Genomic DNA, 19,529 nt, shown 5'->3' with positions numbered 1-19,529 from the left:
GAGCTGATCCTCCCAGAGTCGCCGCCCTACACTACGCTTCACTAGTGCATTTTCCTGAAGTTAACGAGTGGGATGTTCATCAATTACTTAGTGTCTGTTTTTGAACTTAGAAAGGTAAAGAAACGACAATAAATCACTTACCAACTACAATGAGTTCTTAAATTACTTGTAATCTTAGCGTAAATCCCGAACCGCTTACTAAGTCTCATTTATTACTTCCGAAGTTTACGCACCAAATCTTCATCTGGTGTGACGAAGATGGTCTTTTGTTCGAAGTAGATTACGAAGCCTGGTTTGGCACCGGAAGGCTTTTTCACGTGGCGAATTTGTGTGTAGTCTACGGGTACAGCCGAAGACTCCCGAGCTTTGCTGAAATAAGCAGATAATGTAGCTGCTTCTTCGATTGTTTGTGCATCTGGATCGATGTCGTGGATGACGACGTGAGAACCTGGTATGTCTTTCGTATGCAACCACAAATGATCTCGTGCGGCTAATTTAAACGTCAAATAATCATTTTGCTTATTATTCTTTCCTACAGAAATCGGAATTCCAGACGATGACACAAAAGCTTCGGGTGAAGGTTTTTTTGGTTTGATCTTCTTTTTGCTTTTACGTGCACGCATAAATCCAAGCTCGACCAATTCTTCACGTATTTCTTCTATATCAATTGGAGAAGCTTGGTAGACCTGCTGGCGTACCATTTCGAAGTATTCAATATCATCTTTCGTTTTATCAAGTTGTTCTGCAATCCGAATAAGTGCTGTCTTTGCTTTTGAATAACGAGAGAAATAGCGTTGTGCGTTGTCTATTGGCGTTTTTCTAGGGTCGAGTGGAATCGTGACTGTTGTACCTTGCTCGTAATAATTTTCCACTGTTACTTCTTTATCACCTTTATGCAACAGATAGCTATTCGCTGTCAATAATTCCCCGTACAGTTTTAATGTATCTAAGTCTTGTGCAGTTTGTTGTTCTTTTTCTAACTTTTTCGTTTTGTTTTCCAGTTTGGAAATTTCATTGGACAGCCAACGTTCCAAATCGATTGCCTGAGATTTCACTCGTTCACGTTCGGCTCTTGCAAAATAAACTTTATCAAGAAGATCACCTAAAGTCGCAAACGATTGAGTTGTTCCTTCTGCATGTGTCAGCTCTACTGCTGAGAAAAGCGTCTTTCGATCGTTCTCCACAACTGTAGGCTCCATCATTTCGGCAGTAAAACTATTTAAAAATGACTTCCAACTATTAAATGAAGGTGTAGAATTTTGTTGTAGACGATAAAGTAATTCAGTAGCTGTCAGTGAAGAAAAACCAGCGAACTGGCGAACGATATCTTTTGGCTCTTGTAAATTATCCAAGAAGGTCATAAATTCTTCTTCGGTTGTGTTAAATGGATCCAACTTATCTTGCGGTGGCGCTGGTTTATAGGGTTGCCCAGGCAAGATTGTGCGATAACTATTCACGGAAGGTGGCAAATGCTTCATACTATCAATAATCAAATTACGAGAAGCATCTAGTAAAATTAAGTTACTATGTCGTCCCATAATTTCTACAACGAGTTGTCGCTCGATCTGATCACCCAACTCGTTGCGTGCTTGTACATGAATATTCACAACACGATCCGTCTCATGTTGCTTGATTGAAGTAATCATTCCGCCTTCGAGTTGCTTTCTTAGCACCATACAAAACAATGGTGGCTCTGCCGGATTTGTTAGCACTTCATTTGTTAGTTGCATTCTTGAATAAGAAGGGTGTAGCGACACTAATAATTTATGATTTTTATTATTTGCTCGTACATGAAAAATCACTTCTTGTGCGTTCGGTTGGTGGATCTTTGAAATCCGACCTGACTTTAGTTGTTGTAATTCGCTTACAATCGCTTTTGTAAATAAACCATCAAATGCCATACGGATTCCTCTTTCATTTCGTTTTGTTCCATTTTAGCACTCATCGCGTGATTATGGTATAATATCAACAGATTGCACACATGGGCCTAACTAGTTAGACGATGCATGTTATCATATGAACTAAGGCTAGGCATGAAGTGTAAATGAATACATAACAAAGAGGGATTATATGTACAAACATCGAGGACTCCTAATTGTCCTTTCAGGCCCATCCGGCGTTGGAAAAGGAACTGTTCGTAAAGAACTCTTCTCAAGCCCAGGCACAAATTATGAATACTCTATCTCCATGACCACAAGAAACCCACGTGAAGGCGAAGTAGACGGCGTAGATTACTTCTTCCGATCAAGGGAAGTATTCGAAGAAATGATACAAGAAGGAAAACTTCTTGAATACGCAGAATATGTAGGGAACTACTATGGCACACCGCTTGACTACGTTAACGCAACACTTGACGCAGGTCGCGACGTGTTCCTCGAAATTGAAGTGGTCGGTGCTGCACAAGTTCGTGAAAAAGTACCGAATGGCTTGTTCATCTTTTTAGCACCTCCAAGCTTAAGTCACTTAGAAAGTCGTTTGATCGGAAGAGGTACAGAAGCATCCGATATCATTGCCGACCGTGTACTAAAGGCAAGAGAAGAACTAGAAATGATGCACTTGTACGATTATGTAGTAGAGAACGACGAGGTCTCTAAAGCATGTGAACGTGTCAATGCGATTGTTACGGCTGAGCATTGCCGCAGAGAACGTGTGGAAAAGAGATACTTACAAATGTTGGAGGGAGAATAAACTATGTTATACCCATCAGTTGACTCATTAAAAGGCAAGGTAGATTCTAAATATACATTGGTGACACTAGCTGCCAAGCGGGCACGTGAACTACAAGAAAAGCGTAACGAATTATTACATTCTTATCGTTCGGTAAAGAGTGTAGGCAGAGCACTTGAAGAAGTCTCAGCTGGCGTCTTAATTAACCAAGTAGCGGATGCAAACATTATTTATGAAGACGAAGTTTGATTTGAAATAAAAAACAACTCCCTTGGAATTCAACCGTTCTTAGGGAGTTTGTTATTTTTTGAAAGGAAGAGAGTGGAGAGTATGTTAAACAATAAAAATATTTTACTATGTGTGACAGGCGGAATTGCTGTCTACAAAGCAGTGGCCTTAGTCAGTAAATTATCTCAAGCTGGCGCTAATGTTAAGGTGGTCATGACAGATTCTGCTAAAGAATTTGTTCAGCCATTGTCATTCCAAGTGATGTCTAGAAACGATGTCTATTTCGATACGTTTGACGAAAAAGATTCCCGCGTGATTGCGCATATTGATCTTGCAGATTGGGCAGATTTAGTCGTTGTTGCACCTGCCACAGCTAATGTTATTGGAAAACTAGCGAATGGTATTGCGGATGATATGGTTACGACTATTTTGCTGGCAACTGAGGCTGATGTCTGGATTGCACCAGCCATGAATGTACATATGTATGCCCATCCTGCTGTTGTAAGAAATATTGCGCAGCTACATGAGGATGGCTATCGATTTATTGAACCATCGGAAGGCTTTTTGGCTTGCGGCTATGTAGGTAAAGGACGTTTGGAAGAGCCCGAGAGAATTACAGCGCTTATTGGTCAACATTTCAGTAAAACAGCTGAACAACCTCTAAAGGGGAAAAAAGTAGTTATTACAGCGGGACCGACAAGGGAACGTATTGACCCGGTTCGCTATGTCTCTAACTTTTCGAGTGGGAAAATGGGCTACGCGATGGCGGCTGCAGCACAGCAACTTGGTGCAGATGCGGTATTGATTTCGGGACCTGTAGATTTACCTGTACCATCAGGTGTACAAGTCATCTATGTAGAAAGCGCCGCGCAAATGTATGATGCGGTGCTCAATGAATACGATGATGCATCAATCGTTGTGAAGTCGGCGGCTGTTGCTGATTATCGTCCGAAATTGATATATGATCAGAAAATGAAGAAAAAAGCCGGCGATGATGTGTTGGAGTTGGAGCGTACGACAGATATTTTAAAATCTCTTGGCGATCGCAAACAGCAGCAACTATTGATCGGATTTGCGGCTGAAACGACAGATGTAATTACTTATGGAAAAAAGAAGTTGGAATCTAAAAACTTAGACTACATCATCGTTAATGATGTAACCGATCCAGGTGGCGGCTTTGGCAGTGACACGAATGTCGTCACGTTGCTTTCTAGAGAAGGAGAAGCGACACCGTTTAACGCTATGGCGAAAGATCAATTAGCGATTTGTTTGTTTGAAACGATTATTCAACAAGAAAGCGATAAGCTACATGATCGCTGAAGTTATTGTAGATGTAGCAGCTTACCCAATTGATCGTCCATTTGATTATGCGGTGCCTGTACAATGGGAACGTGTTTTAGAGCCAGGTGTACGTGTCAAGGTACCATTCGGTCCGCGTAAGGTTGTGGGCTATGTAACTGGACTTAAAATGGAAAGTGAATTGGATCCTAGCAAGATCAAATCGATAGTTGAGATTATAGATTTGGAGCCTGTTTTATCTAAGGAATTATTAGCGTTATCAAAATGGATGGCAGCCGATACAATTGCTTATGAAATAGATGCGCTACAAGTGATGTTGCCGGCAGCAATGCGTGCTAAATATGAAAAAGTTATGCATGTAATCAAACCAGAATTACTTGATGATTCAATTCGAGAATTTCTCGGGAATCGACAGCAGGTGACGTTGAAAACGCTACAAGATGCCGATCTATTGAATGAGGCAAAAAGCTATAGTGAAAAAGGTATCGTTCAAATAGATACAGCAATTCAGCAGAAGACAAAGATCAAGAAAGTGCGAATGATTCATATTCCAGACATAGAGAGTTTGGAAATTGCATTTTCCAAGACTCATCCAAATGCGAAAAAACAAGCGGAATTACTACGCTGGTTAATGAAACACCCTTCTAGTTCAATGAAAGCTAGTGAAATATTGAATCAATCAGATGTGAAAGCAAATGTCTTGAAATCTTTGGTAGATAAACAAGTGATCGAACAGTCGCAAGTAGAAGTGTATCGTGAACTTGATGCGCCTAAAATGCGGGATAGCGGTAAACCTAAACAACTGACAGAAGAGCAACAGATTGCTTTGTCAGCGATTGAGCAGTCAAGTGACCTAGTACAACAAGAAACCTTTCTCCTGCACGGAATTACCGGAAGTGGGAAGACGGAAGTATATTTACAGGCGATTGATCATGTGTTGAAAAAAGGTAAGGAAGCTATTGTCTTAGTACCAGAAATTTCATTGACACCACAAATGACTGCACGCTTTAAAGGTCGATTCGGTGAATTGGTGGCAGTGTTGCATAGTGGATTATCATCAGGTGAAAAATATGATGAATGGCGCAGAATCCATCGCGGAGAAGTGAAGGTGGCGATTGGTGCACGTTCAGCTGTTTTTGCACCTTTTACTAATTTAGGTCTACTTATTTTGGATGAAGAGCATGAATCCACTTATAAGCAAGAAGAATCACCAAGATATCATGCCAGGGATGTAGCGATTTGGCGAGCGGAATATTATCACTGTCCGGTTATATTAGGCAGTGCGACGCCAGCACTAGAATCTTATGCACGAGCCACAAAAGATGTCTATACATTATTGACGTTAACTGAGCGAGCGAAGCAGCAAGCACTACCTAGCGTGGAAGTTGTGGATATGCGAGAAGAATTAAAAACGGGAAATCGTTCGATGTTTTCCGTAGCACTTGCTGAAGCAATGAGGGATCGGCTCGCTCGTAAAGAGCAAATCGTTTTACTGCTGAATAAACGGGGATTTTCTAGTTTCGTCCTTTGTCGGGATTGTGGAACGGTAGTAGAATGTCCGAATTGTGATATTTCATTGACTTACCACCGATCAACAGAAAGTTTAAAATGTCATTATTGTGGATATGAACAGCATGTGCCAGTAGAATGTCCTGAGTGTGAAAGTGAGCATATACGTTTTTTTGGAACGGGTACACAAAAAGCACAAGAAGAATTATTCAAGCTGTTACCTGAAGCTCGTGTGATTCGAATGGATGTAGATACGACCAATACGAAAGGTGCTCATGAGCGCTTATTGCATGATTTTGGGGAAGGCAAAGCAGATATTTTGCTTGGTACCCAAATGATAGCGAAAGGCCTAGATTTTCCACGTATTACACTAGTCGGTGTACTAGCGGCGGACACATCACTTCATATAGCAGACTTTCGTGCAGCAGAGAAGACTTTTCAGTTGCTGACGCAAGTGAGCGGTCGAGCAGGCCGTGACCAATTACCAGGAGAAGTAGTCATCCAGACATATGATCCGGAGCACTATGCGATTGAGCTATCTAAAACGCAAGACTATGTGCCATTTTATGAATTAGAGATGGATAGAAGAAGGCAACTTGGCTATCCTCCATACTATTATGTAACGGTCGTGCAATTCAGTCATGAAGACGTTTTGAAAGCAGCTGATTATGCGCATAAAGGAACAAGTTTTATAGCAGAGCGCTTGTCCCCGCATTCAGTCATCATCGGTCCAACCGCCGCGGCAATCAGTCGTCTCAATAATAGATATCGCTATCAATGTTTGATAAAATACAAACAAGAACCTACGCTCGTTCCAGTCTTGCAACAGTTACTAAAACACTATAAAACAAACTGGGCAAAAGATGGATTAGTGATGTCCATTAACCGAGAGCCGACTGCAATCTTTTAAAGTTAGACGAACCAAAAGAAATGAGGAATTAATTTGACGGTATTAAAAATAGTGAAGCATCCTTCTCCCATTCTGACAACACCTTGTAAAGAGGTCACTGTATTTGATAAAAAGTTGGGTAAACTACTGGATGATATGCATGATACGATGATGGAAAATGACGGTGTAGGTATTGCTGCACCTCAAATTGGTAAGTCCATCAGAGTAGCCATTGTGGACTTTGATGAAGATCAAGATGTCATTGAAATGATTAACCCTGTAGTAACCGCTACGGGTGGTTCAGAAATCGAAGTAGAAGGTTGTCTTAGCTTTCCAGGTTTATTCGGTGAAGTAGAGCGACCTTTTTATGTTCGTATTGAAGCGCAAGAACGTGATGGAAGGTTGTATGAGCTTGAAGCGGAAGGCTATGAGGCGCGTGCAATCTTACATGAAATCGATCATTTGAACGGTGTTTTATTCGATAAGAAAATTCAGCGAGTAGTAGATCCTTCTGAATTTGAAGAGGAGGACGATGAAGAGTGACTAAAATCATTTTTATGGGCACACCACAATTTTCAGTTTCAGTTTTGACGATGTTATTTGATGAAGGATATGATCTATTAGCAGTCGTTACACAACCGGATCGTCCAGTTGGCAGAAAAAGAGTATTAACTCCGCCACCAGTAAAAGAAGAAGCTGTTCGTTTAGGTTTACCGGTGATTCAACCTGAAAAGTTGACGGGTTCCACTGAGTTACAAGAAATTATCGATTTACAGCCAGACTTAATTGTAACGGCTGCATTTGGTCAATTACTTCCAAAAGAATTATTAGATACACCTAGACTTGGCTGCATTAATGTTCATGCTTCTTTACTGCCAAAGTATCGTGGAGGCGCACCGATCCATCAAGCAGTGATGGATGGAGAAACAGAAACAGGCGTAACGATTATGTATATGGCGGAAAAGCTAGATGCAGGAGATATTATTTCACAAGTGGTATCGCCCATCGAAGAAGCGGATGATACTGGTAGCATGTTTATGAAATTATCTGTTGCTGGCACAACTTTATTGAAAGAAACGTTACCAGCAATTATTGATGGAACAAATGAACGAATAATTCAAGACGAAGCACTTGTAACATTTGCTAGAAATATTTCTAGAGAGCAAGAACGTATTGATTGGACATGTTCAGCACGTGCAATTTACAACCAAGTAAGAGGATTACATCCATGGCCGGTTGCTTATACTAAATTTGCCGGTGACCAAGTGAAAGTTTGGTGGGGTAAAGAAGAACATCAAGCATCCGATGCGCAACCAGGACAAATTATTGGACTCGAAAAAGATCGAATCATTGTACAAACAGGCGACGGTGCATTTGCGATCACTGATTTACAACCAGCAGGAAAAAAACGAATGACTGCCAGCGTATTCTTAAATGGAATCGGATCGAAATGGCAAGTGGGAGAACAATTTGAATGACACATTATAAAAAGAAAATTTGGCGTGGCAATGTACGAGATGCAGCCCTATCGATATTGATGGATATTGAAAATGAGCAAGCCTTTAGTAATTTATTACTTCATAAAACGATTGAACTATATGATCTCCCCCAAAAAGACCGTGCATTATTAACGGAATTGACGTATGGAACATTACAGCATCAAATGACACTAGACTATTATTTAACACCGTTTGTTCGTGGGAAATTACAGCCGTGGGTCCGTCAGTTATTACGTATGTCTGTGTATCAAATCATTTTCTTAACTAAAATTCCTGAACATGCAGTTGTGAATGAAGCAGTGAAAATTGCCAATAAACGTGGTCATAAAGGTGTTTCCTCTATGGTGAACGGAATATTACGCTCCATTTTACGCGAAGGTGTACCTGGTCTGGATGAAATTGAAGATCCGATTACACGCTTGTCAATCGAGACAAGTCATCCAGAATGGTTGATTAAACGTTGGATTGAACAGTATGGGATGGAAGAAGCTACAGCGATTGCGGTAGTTAATAATATGCCACCTGTAACGACCGCGAGAATCAATTCAACAAAAACAAATAGAGGCGAAGTAATCGGCTTACTTAAGAAAGAAGGCGTACTCGCTTCACCAGGTAACTTGACTGCTCATAGTATTCAAGTCGAGTCAGGCAGTTTAGCGTCTACAGAAGCTTATAAACAAGGCTTGCTTACCGTGCAAGATGAAAGTTCAATGTTGCCGGCATTAGCTCTACAAGTAGAACCGGGTATGAAAGTGCTCGATATGTGTGCAGCACCAGGTGGTAAAACGACGCATATTGCAGAGCGCATGAAGAACGACGGAGAAATCCAAGCGCATGATCTACATCCTCATAAATTGCGTTTGATCGAACAAAATGCACAGCGTCTCGGATTAACTTCTATTCATACGACTAGCGGAGACAGTAGAGAATTGTTGAAAACATATGAACCGCAATCTTTTGACCGCGTATTAGTGGATGCACCGTGCAGTGGATTAGGTGTTATTCGGAGAAAGCCGGAAATTAAATATAAAAAGACAGTACAAGATATAAAAAACCTCTCCGTAATTCAAAAAGATTTGCTGACAGTAGGGAGTCAATTAGTAAAAAAAGACGGTCTGTTAGTATATAGTACATGTACGATTGAACGAACAGAAAATCAGGAAATCGTAGAATGGTTTTTACAGCAACATGGGGAATTCGAATTAGTACCTCTACAGATTATCGATCAAGTCCATCCTAGTGACTATGTACAGATTTTACCTCATCAGTACGAAAGTGATGGTTTCTTTGTGGCGGCTTTACGTAGAAAAAACTAACCTGAGTGATAGGAATGGAGGTTGGCTTATGGAGTATGAAATCCGCTCAGACACGGGACGGAAACGGGCGGTAAACGAAGATGAAGCGGCCGTATTTGTTCATCCTGAATACGATGCAGTACTCGCTATCATCGCAGATGGAATGGGTGGTCATAAAGGTGGAGACTTTGCTAGCGCCACGGCTGTTCAAATGATTGGCGAACAATTTATGTGTGCTATTGATGTAGGGACAGAGCAGGATTGGTCGGATCTACTGTATGATGCGGTTGTAGATGTTAATTTGTTTTTATATACGACAGCTCAGCAAGACGAATCATATAAAGGGATGGGCACGACGCTTGATATCGCGCTCATCCTAAATCAACAATGTATAGTATTTCACGTTGGAGATAGTCGTATTTATCAAGTAACAGGTAAAGCTATACGACAAATCACGAAAGATCATTCATTTGTTAATGTGCTGATCGATAGTGGTGAAATTACGGAACAAGAAGCAGAAGTGCATCCGCAGCGAAACTGGATCATGAAAGCGGTTGGTTCTGAAAAATCGATTGTACCTGATCTTTGCAAGATTTCTTTGCCTTCAGCATCTTATCTATTGCTTTGTACAGATGGATTAAGTAATAAAATTGAAAAAGAAGTTATGTTGGATATCATCCTACGTGACGCGTCATTAGCTCATAAAGCTGATGCTTTTGTTGACTTGGCAAATGAACGTGGTGGCGAAGATAATATTACGGTGATTTTATTGGAAGTGCCTGAAATCGAGGTGGTTCCTTCATGATCGGTAAACGTATAGGTAAGCGCTATGAAATCATCCGCGTCATTGGTGACGGAGGTATGTCGAGAGTCTATTTGGCGCATGACATCATTCTAGATCGAGATGTAGCAATTAAAGTATTGCACTATGATTTTGCAAATGAAGAGGATTTGAAGAAGCGCTTTCAACGTGAAGCACTTTCCGCCACTAGTTTGACTCATCCTCATATTGTGAATATTTTTGATGTCGGCCAAGAAGACGAGCACCATTATTTAGTCATGGAATACATAGCCGGCAAGACGTTGAAAGAATATATTCATACCCATGGGGCTCTATCTTCGGAACATGCCGTATCCATTATGCAACAATTGGTATCTGCTATTTCTCACGCACATCATAATGGCATTGTTCATCGTGATATTAAGCCGCAAAACGTTTTGATGAACGGTGAAGATGATGTGAAAATTACAGATTTCGGTATAGCTATGGCACTCGATTCTACCGTGCATACGAAAACAAATTCAGTGATTGGGACTGTTCACTATTTGTCTCCTGAACAAGCGCGTGGCGGTATGGCAACGAAACGTTCGGACATTTATTCGTTAGGTATTGTTTTTTATGAATTGCTGACAGGCCAACTGCCATTTTCTGCAGAAACAGCTGTAGCGATTGCATTAAAACATTTGCAAGAAGAAACACCTGCTGTACGCGAGCAGTTTCCTGAAATCCCACAAAGTGTAGAAAACGTCATTCTAAAAGCGACAGCAAAAGATGCGAATTATCGATACGCAACGACGGATGAAATGCACGAAGATCTGTTGACTGTATTTTCGCCAGAACGTCTAAATGAAGAAAAATTTGCCTTACCGTTTGATGATGATCGAACAGTAGCTATTCCTGTTGTTAAGGATGTACCAGCATTCGAAAATGCAGAAGATACGATTAAAATTGCTCCTTCAGCTATGGACGCTAGTCCCATGCCGAAGAAGAAAAAATGGCCTTTCGTCGTGGCAGGTAGTTTAATCTTGATTGCGACACTTGCTGTGTTACTCATTATGATGTTACAACCAAAGGAAGTTATCGTGCCTGAAGTAGTAGGCGTAGAAGAACTTGCAGCAACTGAAATACTTGAGAAGAAAGGATTCGTCATTGATGAAAGGTTCGAAGAGACATCTGACGAATACCTTGCTGGACAGGTTACAAAGACCGTACCTGAAGCAGGTAAAAAACGTAAAGAAGGAGACGGCATTAAAATATTCGTCAGTACAGGTAAAGACAAAATGAAGCTGAATGACTATACCGGCCGTAACTTTGAAGCAACAAAACGTTTCTTGCAAGGGTATGGATTTAAACCGATTGAATCTGTGGAAGTCTATTCAGATGAACCAAAAGGAACAATTATTGATCAACAACCAGAATCAGATAAAATGGTCATACCTGAAGAAACCGATCTAATCTTTACGGTTAGTAAAGGTAAGGAATTGCAGTCACTGGTGGATTTACGTGGAATGTCTACCAAGCAATTGGAGGATTACGCTGATAGTGAAGGATTCATCATTCATATCGTTGGCGAAGAAGAATCGGATAAAGTAGAAAAAGGGCATGTCATTTCCCAAAAGCCTTCTACAGGTACTAAAATGGAGAAGGGTGGACGGGTGGACGTTGTTGTATCTAAGGGTCCTCCTGCAAAACCTATCAAACTGCTAGTGAAAATGATCACGATACCTTATGAAGTTGTCGTAGAAAAACAACAAGAAGATGATGATTCAGAGCTAGACCCAGAACTTGATCCAGAATCAGATATGAATTCTGAAAAAGAGTTAGAGCCAGAACGTGATCCGCAAAAAATACAAATTTACATTCAGGATCGTAATCACACGATGAATGATCCGTATGATGAGTTTGAGATTACAGAAGATACGCTGCGTAAAATTACAATTGAGCTTGAAGAAGGAGAGCGCGGTGGGTATAAGATTTTACGTGATAAAAAGGTTATTGAAGAAGATAAGTTTAACTATAAAGATTTAGAGTAAAGGAGGAGTTCGATGGCGGAAGGCCAAATTAGAAAAGCAATTAGTGGTTTCTATTACGTAGAGCTCAATGGAGAATTGATTCAATGTAAGAGTCGTGGGGTTTTTCGTTTAAAAAAAATCAACCCGCTAGTAGGGGATATGGTAACGTATGTAACCGATGGTGAAAACGATGCGACGATTACAGATGTTCATCCGCGGAAAAGTGAATTAGTTAGACCGCCAATCGCTAATGTGGATCAAGTCCTTCTCGTGTTTTCTGTTGTAGAACCGGATATGAGTTTACGCTTGCTTGATCGTTTCTTGACGGTCATTGAATCCCATGGACTAGAACCGATTATTTATGTTTCCAAAGAGGATTTAGCAAATCGGCAGATATTAGAGGCTAACGAAATAAACCTCGCGTATTATCAAAAAATAGGCTATACCATATTACGTAATGTAGGTAATAATGAGCCTTTATTAGAAGTGTTGCGACCGTATTTTAATAACAAAACAACGGTATTAGCAGGTCAATCGGGGGTTGGAAAATCGACGTTGCTAAATACGATTCTTCCAGAATTACAATTGAAAACCGGTGTAATCTCTGATGCGCTAGGACGTGGAAAGCATACAACACGTCATGTAGAACTACTTGAGGTGGCCGGTGGATTAGTAGCTGACACACCAGGTTTTAGTTCATTGGATTTTGAACATATTGAGAAAGAAGAGTTACGAGATTATTTTGTGGAGATCACAGAAGCTGGTGAAGGCTGTAAATTTAGAGGTTGTCTGCATGTGAAAGAGCCTGGCTGTGCTGTTAAAGCGCAAGTGGAAGAGGGAGTTATCTCTGAAGGGCGTTATAAGAACTACTTGCTATTTTTGCAAGAAATTATGGATCGAAAGCCGAGGTATTAATGATGATAAAAATCGCACCGTCTATATTAGCAGCAGATTTTTCAAAGCTAGGCGAAGAAGTGAAGGAAGTAGAAAGAGCAGGAGCCGAGCTCATTCATATTGATGTAATGGATGGTCATTTTGTTCCAAATATTACGATGGGTCCTATCGTGGTAGAAGCGTTACGTCCGTTAACAACATTACCGCTCGATGTTCATTTAATGATTGAAAATCCGGATGCGTATATCGAAAGCTTCGCGAAAGCAGGAGCGGATTATATTACTGTTCACGTGGAAGCATGCCGTCACTTGCACAGAACGTTACAATTGATCAAATCAACGGGGGCAAAGCCAGGAGTCGTTTTGAACCCGCATACGCCTGTTGAACATATTATGCATGTTCTTGAAGATGTTGAAATCGTGCTATTCATGACGGTCAATCCAGGATTCGGTGGTCAATCATTCATTGAATCAGTCATTCCAAAAGTAAAACAACTGTCAGATCTCATAGCAGAACGCGGATTGTCGATTGAAATTGAAATTGACGGTGGAATTAACGAAGAAACGATTAAGCCTTGTGTGGAAGCAGGTGCGACTATATTTGTTGCTGGATCTGCTATCTATAATAAAAAAGACCGTGCAAAAGCATTACAAGCGATTAAATCTGCTGGTGAGAGTGTGATGATAAAATGAAATACGCCATCGTTTGCGCAGCTGGACCTATTGAGGAAGTAGTAGATTTATCTGAATACGATCAAGAGGATACGGTTTATATTGGTGTCGATCGAGGGGCGTTGTATTTATTAGAAAAAGGTATCGTACCGCAAGAAGCGGTAGGTGATTTTGATTCGGTAACGGAAGAGCAATTTGAAAAAATAAAAACGTCCGTGAAGAATGTGCAACGTGTGAATGAAGAAAAAGATGAAACGGACACGGAGCTAGCTGTCAAGCGTGCATTAACGTATGAGCCTGATTATATTGTTTTAACAGGTGTGACAGGTGGTCGTTTGGACCATTTGCAATCAGCGCTTCATTTATTGTACCGAATTCAATCGGACAATCGTAAAGTAAAGTTTAAAATTCATAATACAACGAATGATATTCGCGTTATGTTACCCGGTGTCAGACGTGTGAAGAAAGATGAACGCTATCCATATACTTCATTTTTCTCTTTCGGTCCTGAAGTTACTGGATTGACGTTGACGGGTTTTAAATACGAGACGGTCAATGAACGATTGGAAATTGGCATGACTAAATTTACGAGTAACGAAACGGTCGCGGATGTTTGTACTATCTCTTTCCGTACGGGCATATGCTTAATGGTAAGGAGTTCAGATTCCTGAAAGGAGTGGGGATTTGCGAGTATATACATTCACGCTGCCGAAGTTCGTCAGCAATATTGTGAGAAAGTGCGCTGTCGTGTTCCAAAAAGACGGCCGTACCAAAGCGCCCGTTGCAGCCAATGCGAAAGCCAGTAAGTCGAAGAAACGCAAAAAAGAAAAAACACAAGGCGCCTAAGTAGGTGCTTTGTGTTTTTTTCTTTTGTTACAAGCAAAAAGCTCCTTTATGGCAAGTCCTCCAACGTCTGTCGAGGCTACCGGGCGCTTTCAGCATTAGATTCATCCAGCTTCAGGTGGCAACCGCTCGGGTCACTTCAGACTTAAAGATAAAGGCAAAGACCGCCTTTATTTTTAAGTCTTCCAGTGCCTGTCGCGGCTATACGCCACCTTCAGCATTTGATTTTCCATCCAGCTTCAAGCGCCAGCCTCTCGGAACGTTTCGGCCTCGCCAGAAAGGCAAAAAGCGCCTTTATGGCAAGTCCTCCAACGTCTGTCGAGGCTACCGGGCGCTTTCAGCATTAGATATTATACTCGTTGTACTTTGCCTGATTTTAGAGCTCTTGCGGATACCCAAACGCGCTTAGGTTTTCCGTCAACTAAGATTCTAACTTTTTGAAGGTTTGCTCCCCAAGTACGTTTGCTTGAGTTCAAAGCGTGTGAACGAGTGTTTCCAGAACGAGCTTTACGTCCAGTAATAACACATTGTTTAGCCATTTTAGTTCCTCCTCGTGAATTATTTAGCGATTCACGTTACAATTCGCATACCATAGTACTTTATCACAAGGAAAGATTCGATGCAACATTTATTTCTCAGTCTTTCAAGGTTTTTTCCTTTACACTATTTTCATCATCAACAATGCTTCCTTTCTCAATGAATTTACGTATAATGTAGGTATGGCTTCACAACGCCGGATTCGTGACGGACTAACGGAAATACTGCGAAAAGAAAACTTTGCATATGGTGTGTTTGTACGCAAAGAAAGTGATGCGTTTCATATTGATATGTATGTGATTATCAGTTATGGTACGAAAATCATATAGGTAGCTTATCAATTACAATCCAACGTACAATATACAGTGAAGAAAATGTTAGGTCTCACGGGTAGTTCGGTAAATATTTTGTTCAGGGAGTTCGTGTTACGAACGTTTAGAAGGAGGCCCTTTGATTAATGAGTTCAATAAATGGATTGCAATTTGCGAAGATGGTGGAAATGGGTTCGCATCATCTTCATCAAAATGCGGATTATGTGGATTCTTTGAATGTTTTCCCGGTGCCAGATGGTGATACGGGAACGAATATGAATTTATCTATGACATCTGGTGCCAAAGAAACAACGCTTCACGCACAAGATCATATCGGTTTGACTGCACAAGCTTTCTCTAAAGGTTTGTTAATGGGTGCGCGTGGTAATTCAGGTGTAATTTTATCCCAACTGTTTCGTGGATTTAGCAAGCGGATCGAGAGTGAAGTGCAAGTTTCTGTTCATCAATTTGCTGAAGCGCTTCAATACGGTGTAGAAACCGCTTATAAAGCAGTAATGAAGCCAGTAGAAGGAACGATATTAACGGTCGCTAAGGATGCGGCTGCAGCGGCAGTTTCGCATATTGGAGAAGCAAAAGATCTAACAGAGTTAATGGAAATCATTGTAGAGGAAGCACAAGCTTCTTTGAAAAGAACGCCAGATTTATTGCCCGTTTTAAAAGAAGTGGGCGTAGTAGATAGTGGTGGTCAAGGTCTTGTGTATGTCTATGAAGGGTTTTTGGCTTGCTTAAAAGGTGTAGATTTGCCGAAGAAGACGGTCAGGCATTCCATGGATGATCTAGTCAACACAGAACATCATCGTAGCGTACAAGGTTTTATGAATACGGAAGATATCGTATTTGGCTATTGCACGGAATTTATGGTGAAATTGGATTCGGACAAGCTTTTAGACATGCCGTTCGACGAAGTGAAGTTTCGTCAAGAGTTAAGTGATCTGGGGGATTCATTGCTTGTCATTTCGGATGAAGAAGTGGTGAAAGTACATATTCACACAGAAGCGCCTGGAGATGCGTTATCGTATGCACAGAAGTACGGCGCACTGACTAAGATGAAAATAGAAAATATGCGTGAGCAACATAGCGAGATTATGGATCGTGAATCAACTACTGTAGCACCTAAGCAGCATAAGTATGCGATTGTGACGGTCTCAATGGGATCGGGTATTGCAGAACTCTTAAAGAGTATTGGGGCTTCGGCGGTCATCGAGGGCGGTCAAACAATGAATCCGTCTACAGAAGATATCGTTAAAATAATTCAAGAAATTGGTGCAGAGAAAGTTTTGATCTTGCCGAATAATAAAAATATTATTATGGCAGCTGAACAAGCGGCTGAAGTTTTAGAAATTGAAGCGGTGGTTGTGCCCACTAAATCCGTACCTGAAGGATTAGCTGCGATACTTGCATTTAATCCTGAAGCGACAGTTAAAAAGAATGCCCAAGTTATGCAGGAAGCAGCTTCTTTAATAAAAACAGGACAAGTCACCAATGCGGTGAGAGATACGTCGATTGATGGTGTGTCAATTCGTAAAGATGATTTTATGGGGATCGCAGAGGGGAAAATTACTAGTTCAGATTCTTCATTACAAGACGTGACTAAAAATTTAGTTTCGTCAATGATTGGTGAAGAAGATGAAATTGTTACGATTATTTACGGAGAAGACGTGACGGAAGACGAAGCACAAGAAATTAGTGTATATATTGAACAGCAGTTTGATCACGTTGATGTAGAACTATACGCTGGTAAACAACCGTTGTATCCATATATTCTTTCTGTCGAATAACATAAAAATTTGCCCCCTCACGAATTAAATTTGTGAGGGGATTTTTACGTAGAAAGAATTGGAGAGTGGGAAGTATGCCGTTTCACGGTAAGCGTCCACCTCAGCAGCTTCAATCCCGAACCACTTCTTAAGTAATCTTCGTTGTCCTTGTAAAAGGGGCAACGTTTTTATTTTTCAGCTTTTTCGTGGTAAACTAAAAAGAAGAACATTCGTTTTCCACAGTAGATTAGGAAGGAGGAGTTTGAGTTGGAAAACATTCTGCAAAATAGCGTCGGAACAGTGAAAGGAATTGGTAAAGCGACTACAGAACAGTTTGAGAAATTGGGCATTCTAACGATTGAAGACTTGCTTTATACATTCCCTTATCGACATGAAGATTTCAGAATGAGAGATTTGACGGAAACACCCCATAATGAACGCGTCACTGTCGAAGGACGTGTGGAATCGGAACCAGTTGTGTTTTATTCAGGGAAGAATCGTTCGCGTCTACAAGTGCGTTTATTAGTCGGTCATCATTTGGTAAAAGCCGTATTTTTTAATCAACATTATTTAAAGGATCGCTTAGTGCCAAGCATGCAGGTCAATGTTTCTGGAACATGGGATAGAGGGCGCCAAGCGATTACGGTCAATCGATTACATACAGGAGAACAAGTGGATTTCGAGCCTGTCTATAGCTTAAAAGGTGTCATGCATCAAAAAACGTTCAGACGTTATATGCGTAATGTGCTCGATGCAGTATTGGAAACAATCCACGAGACACTTCCTATTGCTATGTTAGAAGAGTATAGACTTCCGACTGTGGGGGCTGCACTGGAAATGATTCATTTTCCAACGAAACTAGCGGACGTCAAACAAGCTAGACGACGCTTCGCGTATGAAGAATTATTACTCTTCCAACTAAAGATTCAAGGGATGAAGAAAATTCGTAAAGAGCAGGAGCATGGAGTTATTATTCAGTATGATTTAGAGTTACTAAAAAAGTTTATTGCTTCTTTACCATTTGAATTGACTAATGCACAAAAAAGAGTCGTAAATGAGCTGTGCGCTGAATTAAAGGCCCCCCTTCGAATGAACCGACTATTGCAAGGGGATGTCGGATCTGGAAAAACCGCAGTAGCGGCAACTGCATTATATGCAGCGGTGACGGCGGGTTTCCAAGGAGCTTTGATGGCGCCTACAGAGATTTTAGCTGAGCAACATGCGGAACTTCTGGCAGACTGGTTTGAGCCATTTGGTGTGACAGTCGCATTTTTGGCTGGGTCTACAAAAGCGAAAGCGCGTAGGGAGTTGCTTGAAAAGTTGGAGCAAGGCGATATTGACATACTGATTGGTACACATGCACTTATTCAACCTGAGGTACAATTTCACAAGCTTGGTTTCGTCGTAACAGATGAACAGCACAGGTTTGGCGTGGAGCAACGGCGTGTGTTACGTGATAAAGGATTAAGCCCTGACGTCCTATTCATGACGGCAACCCCCATTCCACGAACGCTCGCGATTACCGTTTTTGGCGAAATGGATGTTTCGATTCTTGACGAATTACCAGCAGGAAGAAAAGAAATTGAAACAAATTGGCTAAAAGAAGAATCCGTTCTTCCAGTTCTGCAGAAAATGGAGAAAGAATTATGTGCGGGACGGCAGGCATATGTTATTTGTCCGTTAATCGAGGAGTCGGATACGCTTGATGTACAAAATGCAGTGGAAGTCCACGCCGAGCTTAGCAATTATTTTTCTGGTCGTTATACAGTAGGATTAATGCATGGTCGTTTACATTCCACCGAAAAAGACCAAGTCATGCGAGCATTCAGTGAGGGCGAATTAAATATTTTAGTTTCTACAACTGTAGTTGAAGTTGGGGTGAATGTACCAAACGCAACATTTATGTTAATTTATGATGCGACGAGATTCGGATTAGCACAATTGCATCAATTGCGCGGGCGAGTCGGACGTGGTTCTGATCAATCCTATTGTGTATTGCTTGCCGATCCGAAGTCAGAAGAAGGGAAAATGCGTATGCAGTCTATGACAGAAACGAATGATGGCTTTATTCTAGCTGAAAAAGATTTAGAACTTCGTGGAGCGGGAGATATTTTTGGTAAGCGGCAAAGTGGAATGCCAGAATTCAAAGTGGCGGACTTAGTACATGATATTAAAGTATTGACGACTGCGCGTGATGACGCGGAACGTTTATTGAATTCCACACAATTTTGGCAAGACAATGAGTATGCGGTACTTCGCAAACGTCTTGAACAGTCTGGTGCATTAACTGAAAAAAGAATTGACTAAATAGATTGC

General features: G+C 41.0%; 17 protein-coding genes and 1 pseudogene. 16 read left to right on the top strand and 2 right to left on the bottom strand.

What is annotated here, in order from left to right:
* Positions 1-212 precede the first annotated feature (212 nt).
* The gene (locus CSV79_RS00990) at positions 213-1,901 is read right to left on the bottom strand and encodes an Rqc2 family fibronectin-binding protein (RefSeq protein WP_099687163.1); all 1,689 of its coding nucleotides are present in this window, start codon (positions 1,899-1,901) and stop codon (positions 213-215) included.
* Between the two features lie 169 nt (positions 1,902-2,070).
* On the opposite strand from CSV79_RS00990, the gene gmk reads away from it, so the two are divergent.
* From gmk to spoVM, 13 genes are all read left to right on the top strand, one after another.
* Positions 2,071-2,688: a guanylate kinase gene (gene gmk / locus CSV79_RS00985; RefSeq protein ID WP_099687162.1), complete on the top strand. Its 618-nt coding sequence runs from the start codon at positions 2,071-2,073 to the stop codon at positions 2,686-2,688.
* Between the two features lie 3 nt (positions 2,689-2,691).
* Positions 2,692-2,916 (top strand): DNA-directed RNA polymerase subunit omega, encoded by a 225-nt coding sequence (gene rpoZ / locus CSV79_RS00980; RefSeq protein ID WP_099687161.1) that lies wholly within the window; start codon positions 2,692-2,694, stop codon positions 2,914-2,916.
* Positions 2,917-2,997: 81 nt separating this feature from the next.
* A complete protein-coding gene (gene coaBC / locus CSV79_RS00975; protein ID WP_099687160.1) occupies positions 2,998-4,215 on the top strand; it encodes a bifunctional phosphopantothenoylcysteine decarboxylase/phosphopantothenate--cysteine ligase CoaBC in 1,218 nt (405 codons plus the stop codon).
* A complete protein-coding gene (gene priA, locus CSV79_RS00970) occupies positions 4,205-6,613 on the top strand; it encodes a primosomal protein N' (protein WP_099687159.1) in 2,409 nt (802 codons plus the stop codon). The genes coaBC and priA overlap by 11 nt, the downstream gene beginning before the upstream one ends.
* A 33-nt stretch (positions 6,614-6,646) precedes the next feature.
* A complete protein-coding gene (gene def, locus CSV79_RS00965) occupies positions 6,647-7,135 on the top strand; it encodes a peptide deformylase (RefSeq protein WP_099687158.1) in 489 nt (162 codons plus the stop codon).
* The gene (gene fmt, locus CSV79_RS00960; protein ID WP_099687157.1) at positions 7,132-8,070 is read left to right on the top strand and encodes a methionyl-tRNA formyltransferase; all 939 of its coding nucleotides are present in this window, start codon (positions 7,132-7,134) and stop codon (positions 8,068-8,070) included. Before def ends, fmt begins: the two co-directional genes overlap by 4 nt.
* Positions 8,067-9,407 (top strand): 16S rRNA (cytosine(967)-C(5))-methyltransferase RsmB, encoded by a 1,341-nt coding sequence (gene rsmB / locus CSV79_RS00955; protein ID WP_099687156.1) that lies wholly within the window; start codon positions 8,067-8,069, stop codon positions 9,405-9,407. Before fmt ends, rsmB begins: the two co-directional genes overlap by 4 nt.
* A 28-nt stretch (positions 9,408-9,435) precedes the next feature.
* Positions 9,436-10,191: a Stp1/IreP family PP2C-type Ser/Thr phosphatase gene (locus CSV79_RS00950; RefSeq protein ID WP_158232436.1), complete on the top strand. Its 756-nt coding sequence runs from the start codon at positions 9,436-9,438 to the stop codon at positions 10,189-10,191.
* On the top strand, positions 10,188-12,200 hold the full coding sequence (gene pknB, locus CSV79_RS00945) for a Stk1 family PASTA domain-containing Ser/Thr kinase (protein WP_099687154.1): 2,013 nt from the start codon (positions 10,188-10,190) through the stop codon (positions 12,198-12,200). Before CSV79_RS00950 ends, pknB begins: the two co-directional genes overlap by 4 nt.
* Positions 12,201-12,212: 12 nt before the next feature.
* Complete coding sequence (gene rsgA / locus CSV79_RS00940) at positions 12,213-13,094, top strand: ribosome small subunit-dependent GTPase A (protein ID WP_099687153.1); 882 nt, start codon at positions 12,213-12,215, stop codon at positions 13,092-13,094.
* Positions 13,095-13,096: 2 nt separating this feature from the next.
* Complete coding sequence (gene rpe, locus CSV79_RS00935; protein ID WP_099687152.1) at positions 13,097-13,765, top strand: ribulose-phosphate 3-epimerase; 669 nt, start codon at positions 13,097-13,099, stop codon at positions 13,763-13,765.
* On the top strand, positions 13,762-14,415 hold the full coding sequence (locus CSV79_RS00930) for a thiamine diphosphokinase (RefSeq protein WP_099687151.1): 654 nt from the start codon (positions 13,762-13,764) through the stop codon (positions 14,413-14,415). Before rpe ends, CSV79_RS00930 begins: the two co-directional genes overlap by 4 nt.
* 13 nt (positions 14,416-14,428) lie before the next feature.
* Complete coding sequence (gene spoVM / locus CSV79_RS00925; RefSeq protein WP_099687150.1) at positions 14,429-14,590, top strand: stage V sporulation protein SpoVM; 162 nt, start codon at positions 14,429-14,431, stop codon at positions 14,588-14,590.
* A gap of 347 nt (positions 14,591-14,937) precedes the next feature.
* On the opposite strand, the gene rpmB is transcribed toward spoVM, so the two are convergent.
* Positions 14,938-15,126 carry a 50S ribosomal protein L28 gene (rpmB, locus tag CSV79_RS00920; RefSeq protein WP_009765550.1) on the bottom strand — a complete coding sequence of 63 codons (189 nt, stop codon included), beginning with the start codon at positions 15,124-15,126 and terminating at the stop codon, positions 14,938-14,940.
* Between the two features lie 174 nt (positions 15,127-15,300).
* On the opposite strand from rpmB, the pseudogene CSV79_RS00915 reads away from it, so the two are divergent.
* From CSV79_RS00915 to recG, 3 genes and pseudogenes are all read left to right on the top strand, one after another.
* Positions 15,301-15,563: pseudogene (locus CSV79_RS00915) on the top strand (Asp23/Gls24 family envelope stress response protein); the annotation flags it as partial.
* An 18-nt stretch (positions 15,564-15,581) separates the two neighbouring features.
* Complete coding sequence (locus CSV79_RS00910) at positions 15,582-17,234, top strand: DAK2 domain-containing protein (protein WP_099687149.1); 1,653 nt, start codon at positions 15,582-15,584, stop codon at positions 17,232-17,234.
* A gap of 246 nt (positions 17,235-17,480) precedes the next feature.
* On the top strand, positions 17,481-19,520 hold the full coding sequence (recG, locus tag CSV79_RS00905; RefSeq protein ID WP_099687148.1) for an ATP-dependent DNA helicase RecG: 2,040 nt from the start codon (positions 17,481-17,483) through the stop codon (positions 19,518-19,520).
* Positions 19,521-19,529 lie beyond the last annotated feature (9 nt).

This window comes from Sporosarcina sp. P13 (assembly GCF_002743055.1).
Taxonomy (GTDB): Bacteria; Bacillota; Bacilli; order Bacillales_A; family Planococcaceae; genus Sporosarcina.
The sequence above is the reverse complement of the archived record's forward strand: the minus strand, read 5'-3'. Positions and strand labels throughout refer to the sequence as shown.

Excerpts from the sequence above, each read along its gene's own strand:
- CSV79_RS00990 (WP_099687163.1), bottom strand. The coding sequence starts at position 1,901 with ATGGCATTTGATGGTTTATTTACAAAAGCGATTGTAAGCGAATTACAA.
- gmk (WP_099687162.1), top strand. The coding sequence starts at position 2,071 with ATGTACAAACATCGAGGACTCCTAATTGTCCTTTCAGGCCCATCCGGC.
- rpoZ (WP_099687161.1), top strand. The coding sequence starts at position 2,692 with ATGTTATACCCATCAGTTGACTCATTAAAAGGCAAGGTAGATTCTAAA.
- coaBC (WP_099687160.1), top strand. The coding sequence starts at position 2,998 with ATGTTAAACAATAAAAATATTTTACTATGTGTGACAGGCGGAATTGCT.
- priA (WP_099687159.1), top strand. The coding sequence starts at position 4,205 with ATGATCGCTGAAGTTATTGTAGATGTAGCAGCTTACCCAATTGATCGT.
- rsmB (WP_099687156.1), top strand. The coding sequence starts at position 8,067 with ATGACACATTATAAAAAGAAAATTTGGCGTGGCAATGTACGAGATGCA.
- CSV79_RS00950 (WP_158232436.1), top strand. The coding sequence starts at position 9,436 with ATGGAGTATGAAATCCGCTCAGACACGGGACGGAAACGGGCGGTAAAC.
- pknB (WP_099687154.1), top strand. The coding sequence starts at position 10,188 with ATGATCGGTAAACGTATAGGTAAGCGCTATGAAATCATCCGCGTCATT.
- rsgA (WP_099687153.1), top strand. The coding sequence starts at position 12,213 with ATGGCGGAAGGCCAAATTAGAAAAGCAATTAGTGGTTTCTATTACGTA.
- rpe (WP_099687152.1), top strand. The coding sequence starts at position 13,097 with ATGATAAAAATCGCACCGTCTATATTAGCAGCAGATTTTTCAAAGCTA.
- CSV79_RS00930 (WP_099687151.1), top strand. The coding sequence starts at position 13,762 with ATGAAATACGCCATCGTTTGCGCAGCTGGACCTATTGAGGAAGTAGTA.
- rpmB (WP_009765550.1), bottom strand. The coding sequence starts at position 15,126 with ATGGCTAAACAATGTGTTATTACTGGACGTAAAGCTCGTTCTGGAAAC.
- CSV79_RS00910 (WP_099687149.1), top strand. The coding sequence starts at position 15,582 with ATGAGTTCAATAAATGGATTGCAATTTGCGAAGATGGTGGAAATGGGT.